This window comes from Escherichia sp. MOD1-EC6162 (assembly GCF_002965125.1).
In the GTDB taxonomy this organism is placed as follows: domain Bacteria; phylum Pseudomonadota; class Gammaproteobacteria; order Enterobacterales; family Enterobacteriaceae; genus Escherichia; species Escherichia marmotae.
On sequence record NZ_PTSB01000053.1, the window covers coordinates 1 to 7,898 of the forward strand.

The window sequence follows — 7,898 nt, forward strand, 5'->3', positions numbered from 1 at the left end:
TAAGGCAGTTACCCATTTTGAGGTATCCGCTGTCACCGGGAAAAATCATCGTACCGCCATAAAGGTTGGTAAAGTCCCAGCAAATGTTTGTCCCGTTATCGTTCAGGTTAAGGCGCGCCATTGCGTTCCCTGGGCTGTCTATCCATTTTTTAAGGTATAGTTCGCAATACGCATCCTCAACACCTGCCGTCCTGTGAGTTGAGCGAAGTTTTCGCCCAAATATAGCCCCGCTAGTTGGCAATACCTGCTGATACCATGCAGCAGACCAGTCATTAACGGTTTCATTTTTGCTGTCTACATATGATTTTGTTACGTAGCTTCCTTGATCAGTTTTTAGTTTACTAACATCGAATTTTAGCGTTTTGATGTCATCAGGAATTACTGTTTTTGTAACCATTGTCTTACTCCATTAAGCCCATGTCCTTACATGCTGATCTGTCGTAATGAAAGGCATTAAAGAAGATATGTTTTTACTGCTATCAACAATCCTCATGTTTACGAAAAAACCACCGCGATCAATGCCTGTACATCTTTCGTTTTCTGGCTCCTCGTAATCGATAATGCAGCCAATAACATCAACAAGAACCCCGTTTTCTTCTTCAAGACTGAACAGGCCACTGTCATATAAAATTGCGTTAAACTGTTCTCTGTTATCGAACCGTAATGTTATATCCCGCATTATACGTATTCCTTAAGCTGCGTATCTGACAATGCTCTGTTCCAGAAACGGAGATTTTTTATATGACCATTAAGGTGTCGTAATCCTGTCGTCGCTTGCCCCCCGATACGAATCACGGCAGCTTCACGAATATATTTCCATACTGTTTTTGTTTCTGTGCTTATATGCTTATTTGCAAATGAGCATGTCATGCCGTCAGCCTTAACCCTGAATCCCATAACGAGATCTCTTACTCCGCATGACTCATATACACGTCGGTTAGCCCCGCCTATATCGCAATACGAATAACCGTCCTGACTGATAGTTCCAGAAGAACCAAACCCCATAATAAATGGACCTCCGGACTGGTGATTTTCTGAATCAATGACACGCGGTGCAGCATTATGAGAAATAAACCAGTTTTTATGGACTTCCACCATGAACGTAAAAGGCATGGTATACATATTTTTCATCAGCGGAAATTTACATAAATCTGATGCACGAGTCGCTGGCTCTGTTGTCGTTATGATGAAGGAAGTTGCACAAGCACCGTACTCGAATTGCGGGGTGGTTACTTCTATCCAGTCACCTGTTGCAAAAGACCCCACAGCTCTGTCGGCTGCAATTTGCAGCTGCGTACCAACCATTCCCCATTCTGGCAGACATTTCAGTGTTGCCTGAAAATATATCCACCCACTACCAGGGTCGATTTCAAAGTTTGCTGTTAATAGCTGGGCATTACCACCCGTAATTTGTAGTTCATGAGTCTGTAATGACAAATAGGCGTCACAAAGAAAAGTGTATCCTTCCGAGTTATACCGTTCAAAACGGATACGTGCGCGAACATTGAGATCACTTCTTACCCTGAACGACGCGGTAACATACGGACCTTTACTGTACTGATCATCGCCAGTCACATCTATGCCTTTATTACCAGCAACTGTGCATATATTTCTCCCTGTTGTCGTTCCTGCTATATCGCTTCCTACCGTGAAACGTCCATATTTAAACTCAAATTCATCTGTTGATGATGTTACAGATATACCACCGCTTTTATTCCACGCATCAGGATTAAAACTATTTACGAACATGTTTGTTCGCTGATTCTCTATCAGCAAACCATATTTTTCAAAACGAGGAACGTTATTCCCTGCCACTGTATTGATTCACGAGAAGTACGAAAAAAACCGGGAGGATATTGGATTATTCGGGATTTGACGGGATTAGATTTGGTGGGGCTTGCAAGCCTGTAGAACAGATTTTAGCCGTTAAGCATTGAAACGCGAAAATTTGTTAGAAATGGCTTTTGTTTCATTAAACATACGAAAAGCAATTGCTTCACGCATTATTTCAATTGCAGCTTCAAAAACGCTTCAAACCCGATAACAACCAGGCTTCTGGCGAATGACGTATATCAAAAACAGCTTTTGTTGTTTCAGTATCTTACCCTCTAGGTTACTTGAGGGGAAGTGTGTGTTTTAGCTAGGTTCCTGGTTGTTATACGGCTTTTTTTACATCTTGTGGATCCTGCAAAGGAGCTACAAGACTCTCCTGTTCATTAATCCCATACTTTGACAAAATCTCTTTGCGTTTCTCTTCAGGTAATGCATCTAGCATCATCAACGTCTGGATACTTTGCTGTGAAAATCCTATAAAGCTGTAAAGTTTCTGTTCATTAAACACAAGAGGCATTAACGCCAATAGTCCACCTTTGCTTAAGAGTTTCAGTGCCTTACGTGCTTCATCTGGTTCCAGTTCTTCGATCATATTGATTAAGGTTGTAGTTAATTTGTTTATCAGCTCCGAAGAATCCTGCTGCTCATTAGCTTGAGCAGCAGTGCCAGGAATAGACAGACCTAGGTGTGCAATAACTTGCTCTCGTTCTTTGGTGGGCATAGACATCACATCGTATTCAACTGCTTTCCCCCCCTTCACACCTTCCTTTTTTCGCTTTATCCAGCCTTGAACATTTGCCCGATAGTGAACACCAGCAACAGATCCTGGCATACCATCAGCAGCCATAATTTCTTGCGGCGTACACCAGATCGACTTTTTAGTATCACCATTTTCTATAAAGTCACTTTTCAAAATTTAAATCCTTATTTTTCAATTAATTATGCAAAACACACCTAACAATACCAAAAAGCAGCTTTACAAAAAGCTTTTCAGTATTTATCTTTTTGGCAAGTAAACTAAGTTTTTACACTTAGTTAAATTGCTAACTTTATAGATTACAAAACTTAGGAGGGTTTTTAAATGTGTTCCAGCGAAAAGGTCCGTGATTGGCATCGTGCTGATGTGATTGCGGGACTTAAGAAAAGAAAGCTCTCTTTATCAGCTCTTTCTCGGCAATTTGGTTATGCGCCAACGACATTAGCTAATGCGCTAGAGCGGCACTGGCCAAAGGGCGAACAGATTATTGCTAACGCCCTTGAAACTAAACCAGAAGTCATCTGGCCTAGCCGATATCAAGCAGGTGAATAATATGGAACTTTGGGTGTCACCGAAAGAGTGTGCGAATCTTCCAGGCTTGCCGAAAACATCAGCTGGTGTGATTTATGTCGCTAAGAAGCAAGGATGGCAAAACCGCACTAGGGCAGGTGTCAAAGGAGGTAAGGCAATTGAATACAATGCTAACTCTTTACCTGTTGAAGCGAAAGCGGCTTTATTGCTTAGGCAAGGAGAGATTGAAACAAGCCTGGGCCGTTTTGAAATCGCCCGCCCCACGCTGGAAGCCCACGATTATGATCGTGAGGTGCTGTGGAGCAAATGGGATAACGCCAGCGATTCCCAGCGCAGACTTGCTGAAAAATGGTTGCCTGCAGTTCAGGCCGCAGACGAAATGCTGAACCAGGGTATTTCAACAAAAACGGCTTTTGCGACCGTTGCAGGGCATTACCAGGTCAGTGCATCCACTTTGCGTGACAAGTATTACCAGGTACAGAAGTTTGCGAAGCCTGACTGGGCGGCTGCGCTTGTTGATGGACGTGGTGCATCCCGTCGCAACGTTCACAAAAGTGAATTTGACGAGGATGCCTGGCAGTTTCTGATTGCAGATTATCTGCGACCGGAAAAGCCCGCCTTCCGCAAATGTTATGAGCGTCTGGAACTGGCAGCCCGCGAGCATGGCTGGAGTATTCCCTCCCGTGCCACGGCCTTTCGCCGGATTCAGCAACTGGACGAGGCAATGGTTGTTGCCTGTCGTGAAGGTGAACATGCACTGATGCATCTGATACCGGCACAGCAGCGAACTGTGGAACACCTGGACGCCATGCAGTGGATCAACGGCGACGGTTATCTGCATAACGTCTTTGTACGCTGGTTTAACGGTGATGTGATCCGTCCGAAAACATGGTTCTGGCAGGATGTGAAAACCCGAAAAATTCTGGGCTGGCGCTGCGATGTGAGCGAGAACATTGATTCAATTCGCCTCTCGTTCATGGATGTTGTGACTCGCTACGGTATCCCGGAGGATTTTCACATCACCATTGATAACACCCGTGGTGCTGCGAATAAATGGCTGACGGGAGGCGCGCCCAATCGCTACCGCTTTAAGGTAAAAGAGGACGATCCAAAAGGACTGTTTTTACTGATGGGGGCGAAAATGCACTGGACAAGCGTTGTTGCCGGTAAAGGCTGGGGCCAGGCAAAACCTGTTGAACGTGCTTTCGGTGTTGGTGGGCTTGAGGAATACGTTGATAAGCATCCGGCACTGGCTGGCGCATATACGGGGCCAAATCCGCAGGCAAAACCTGATAACTATGGCGACCGCGCTGTTGATGCAGAGCTGTTTCTGAAAACCCTTGCCGAAGGTGTGGCGATGTTCAATGCCAGAACAGGCCGTGAAACAGAAATGTGCGGGGGCAAACTCTCGTTTGATGATGTTTTCGAGCGTGAATACGCCAGAACGATTGTGCGTAAGCCAACCGAAGAACAAAAACGGATGCTGTTACTGCCTGCCGAGGCGGTGAACGTTTCACGCAAAGGCGAGTTTACGCTTAAAGTTGGCGGCTCCCTTAAAGGCGCGAAAAACGTTTATTACAACATGGCGTTAATGAATGCCGGAGTGAAAAAAGTTGTGGTCAGGTTTGATCCACAGCAGCTACACAGCACGGTTTATTGCTACACCCTGGACGGTCGGTTTATCTGTGAAGCGGAATGTCTGGCACCAGTTGCATTTAATGATGCTGCGGCAGGCCGTGAGTATCGTCGACGCCAGAAACAACTGAAATCTGCAACTAAAGCAGCCATTAAGGCGCAGAAGCAAATGGACGCGCTGGAAGTTGCTGAACTGCTGCCGCAGATAGCCGAACCAGCAGCGCCAGAATCAAGGGTTGTTGGTATTTTCCGGCCTTCCGGTAACACGGTGCAGGTGAAATACCAGGAACCCGATGATGAATATGAAACTGATCGTGATGAATATCTGAATCACTCGCTGGATATTCTGGAACAGAACAGACGTAAAAAAGCCATTTAATTAACGTTTAAACAAAATTTAATTACGAGGTTATTCAGATGAATATTTCTGATATTCGCGCAGGACTGCGCACGCTTGTAGAAAGCGAAAAAACAACTTATGCGCAAATCGCCCGCGAATCTGGAGTTGCCGCAGGAACGTTAAGCGCGTTCGTGAATAACAAGTACAACGGCGATAATGAGCGTGTTGCGCAGACGCTGGAACGCTGGCTGGAGAACTATCACCGCGCCGCAGAACTGCCAGAACCCCCTCGTTTTGTGGAAACCAGAACAGCACGTCAAATCTGGACGAGTATGCGCTTTGCCAGCCTGACTGAAAGTATTTCTGTTATCTGCGGTAATCCAGGTGTGGGAAAAACTGAAGCAGCCCGCGAATTTCGTCGCACCAATAACAATGTCTGGATGATCACCATTACCCCATCCTGTGCCAGTGTTCTGGAATGCCTGACTGAACTGGCTTATGAACTGGGAATGAATGACGCACCGCGCCGTAAGGGGCCACTCTCCCGCGCTTTGCGACGCCGCCTTGAAGGTACGCAGGGGCTGGTCATTATCGACGAAGCTGATCATCTTGGCGCTGAGGTTCTGGAAGAACTCCGCCTGTTACAGGAATCCGCCCGTATTGGTCTTGTTCTGATGGGGAATCACCGTGTTTATTCAAACATGACCGGTGGTAACAGAACGGTTGAATTTGCCCGCCTGTTTTCCCGTATTGCAAAGCGGACGGCAATTAATAAAACCAAAATTGACGATGTAAAAGCCATTGCGGATGCCTGGCAAATTACCGGCGAAAACGAGCGGGAATTATTACAGCAGATTGCTCAAAAACCAGGTGCGCTTCGCATCCTGAACCACTCGCTGCGCCTTGCGGCCATGACCGCCCACGGTAAAGGTGAACGTGTTAATGAAGATTATCTGCGTCAGGCTTTCCGTGAATTAGACCTGGACGTTGATATTTCAACGCTGCTGCGTAATTAAGAAGGAGAAGAAATTATGATGGCCCGAAATATAAAAATGGCAACGGATGCGCAGAACTGGTTACAGGCGCGCGGGAGTCATGTAAATGAATCATATCTCGGCGTGGCGCGTCCGATTCTTGAAATCACTTACCCACCGGTGGAACTGGTAAAAAGCGCGGTCAGAATTATGGAGCATAAGTCCGGGGTGGCCCGTTCTGTATGGACGGCCCGTCTTAATGGTTGCCAGATTATCTGGAGATAACGATGTGTATTAAAGCTGAAAAATATATTGAATGGGTTAAACACTGTCAGTGCCACGGGGTGCCGCTGACGACATATAAATGCCCCGGATGTGGTGAACAGATTATGACGCAATGCTCACCCGAAAAGGAAATTCGGGATTCCCTGACATGTTGTCCGTGGTGCAGCGCGGTTTTCTTTAAGCAGGTAGAAGGCGCGAAGGTAAAGGTCAGCGCAATTATTCAGAATCAATAAGGAGAAACAAAATGGCAAAAGTCATTATCGAAATCAAAAATGTGACATCTGAAGTTAAAGGGCAGCATTTACGCACCAATGTTAACGTGGACCACAGCGCAGAACTGGATGGTGATGAGTACACGCTTGCTGGTGCGATAGCGTTACTGGTTCTGGAAAAAAGCCGGGATATCGTTCGCGAGTCAGCCCATGAGGCCATTGAAATACTGAAAAATGATGGCGTCATTTCGGGTGGCAGTGTCACAGAAGCGACAGTTGAAGGAACACGTCACTGAAAGGAACGCTGACAATGAACACCAAAATCAGAAACGAAATTCAGGCATTAATTCGAATAAAAATGCGTAATAACAATCCAGGAGAATTACGCGAATTTATTTTCACCCGCAAAGTTTATGAGCATGGTGAAACTACTTATCTGATTACATTTGACCATTACAGCATTTGTGCGCGTTATTGTGGCGAAAACATCTCTAATGCCATCACGTTTGGCGGTGCGTTTAACGAGGATTTATGGGAATACGTCATGGACCGCGGATACATCAGCGCGTCAGACCCGGACGCACGGGAGCAGTGGCAGAACATCTGGCGCGATTACCGGCAAATGGCGAAAGGCTGGACGCAGGGGACGTATTCTTCCCTTGCCCTGAAAGCGGTTCAGTTATCGCTGCGGCATATTCCGGCATCACTGCGTGAACCCCTGTTGTACTGAGTGGTGACCGGAATGATGTGTAAGCGTAAACGCTGGTCACGCGAAGACCGGGAATTTATCGAAGCCAGTGTCTGGAAAATGACCGTCGAGGAAATGGCGAAAAAACTGAAAGTTGCCACAACCGCTCTCCGGGCACATGCCAGAAGGCACGGAATATCGTTGTGTGTTTACCGAATAAGTGAGCACGACAAATATTTGTGTCGTGAACTTTATAAAGAAGGGCTGGCTATTCATGTCATTGCCCAAAAGATGGAATTAAGCAATCGTGCTGTATCCAGCATTGTATACAGCGAATATTAATTAACAGGAGCTTTATTTATGGCTAAATCAGCAAAGCGTATTAAAAGTGCCGCAGCGACTTATGTCCCACAATCCCGCGATGCCGTGGTATGTGATATCCGCCGGATTGGGGACCTGCAACGCGAAGCAGCACGACTTGAAACGGAAATGAATGACGCTATCGCTGAAATTACTGAGAAATACGCCTCACAGATTGCGCCCCTTAAAACCAGTATCGAAACCCTTTCAAAAGGCGTTCAGGGATGGTGTGAAGCGAACCGTGACGAACTGACGAACGGCGGCAAGGTGAAGACGGCAAACC

12 protein-coding genes are annotated in these 7,898 nt (G+C 46.2%); 8 read left to right on the forward strand and 4 right to left on the reverse strand.

Annotated elements, in window-relative coordinates; all coding sequences use genetic code 11:
- The 4 genes from A9587_RS23665 to A9587_RS23680 all read right to left on the reverse strand — a co-directional run.
- The coding region (locus tag A9587_RS23665) for a hypothetical protein (protein ID WP_105281967.1) at window positions 1-397 on the reverse strand (397 nt) is incomplete at its 3' end.
- 12 nt (window positions 398-409) lie between these two features.
- Window positions 410-679: a hypothetical protein gene (locus A9587_RS23670; protein WP_105264071.1), complete on the reverse strand. Its 270-nt coding sequence runs from the start codon at window positions 677-679 to the stop codon at window positions 410-412.
- Entirely contained in the window at window positions 679-1,815 is a 1,137-nt protein-coding gene (locus tag A9587_RS23675) for a phage head spike fiber domain-containing protein (protein ID WP_236942435.1), read from the reverse strand. The genes A9587_RS23670 and A9587_RS23675 overlap by 1 nt, the downstream gene beginning before the upstream one ends.
- A 340-nt stretch (window positions 1,816-2,155) precedes the next feature.
- On the reverse strand, window positions 2,156-2,746 hold the full coding sequence (locus A9587_RS23680) for a MerR family transcriptional regulator (protein ID WP_172955467.1): 591 nt from the start codon (window positions 2,744-2,746) through the stop codon (window positions 2,156-2,158).
- Between the two features lie 168 nt (window positions 2,747-2,914).
- Here A9587_RS23680 and A9587_RS23685 point away from each other — a divergent pair, with 168 nt between their 5' ends.
- The 8 genes from A9587_RS23685 to A9587_RS23725 form a co-directional block, all read left to right on the forward strand.
- Entirely contained in the window at window positions 2,915-3,142 is a 228-nt protein-coding gene (locus A9587_RS23685) for a helix-turn-helix domain-containing protein (protein ID WP_105281968.1), read from the forward strand.
- 1 nt (window position 3,143) lies between these two features.
- A complete protein-coding gene (locus A9587_RS23690) occupies window positions 3,144-5,135 on the forward strand; it encodes a transposase domain-containing protein (protein ID WP_105281969.1) in 1,992 nt (663 codons plus the stop codon).
- A 38-nt stretch (window positions 5,136-5,173) separates the two neighbouring features.
- Window positions 5,174-6,112, forward strand: a complete 939-nt coding sequence (locus A9587_RS23695; RefSeq protein ID WP_105281970.1) for an AAA family ATPase — start codon at window positions 5,174-5,176, stop codon at window positions 6,110-6,112.
- 15 nt (window positions 6,113-6,127) lie between these two features.
- On the forward strand, window positions 6,128-6,355 hold the full coding sequence (locus A9587_RS23700; RefSeq protein WP_000968313.1) for a hypothetical protein: 228 nt from the start codon (window positions 6,128-6,130) through the stop codon (window positions 6,353-6,355).
- Window positions 6,356-6,599: 244 nt separating this feature from the next.
- Window positions 6,600-6,863 (forward strand): hypothetical protein, encoded by a 264-nt coding sequence (locus A9587_RS23710; protein ID WP_096965955.1) that lies wholly within the window; start codon window positions 6,600-6,602, stop codon window positions 6,861-6,863.
- Window positions 6,864-6,877: 14 nt separating this feature from the next.
- Window positions 6,878-7,297, forward strand: a complete 420-nt coding sequence (locus tag A9587_RS23715; RefSeq protein WP_105281972.1) for a hypothetical protein — start codon at window positions 6,878-6,880, stop codon at window positions 7,295-7,297.
- A 12-nt stretch (window positions 7,298-7,309) separates the two neighbouring features.
- The gene (locus A9587_RS23720) at window positions 7,310-7,597 is read left to right on the forward strand and encodes a hypothetical protein (RefSeq protein ID WP_105281973.1); all 288 of its coding nucleotides are present in this window, start codon (window positions 7,310-7,312) and stop codon (window positions 7,595-7,597) included.
- Window positions 7,598-7,615: 18 nt separating this feature from the next.
- Window positions 7,616-7,898: host-nuclease inhibitor Gam family protein (locus A9587_RS23725; protein ID WP_172955468.1), on the forward strand; the 283-nt coding region annotated here is incomplete at its 3' end.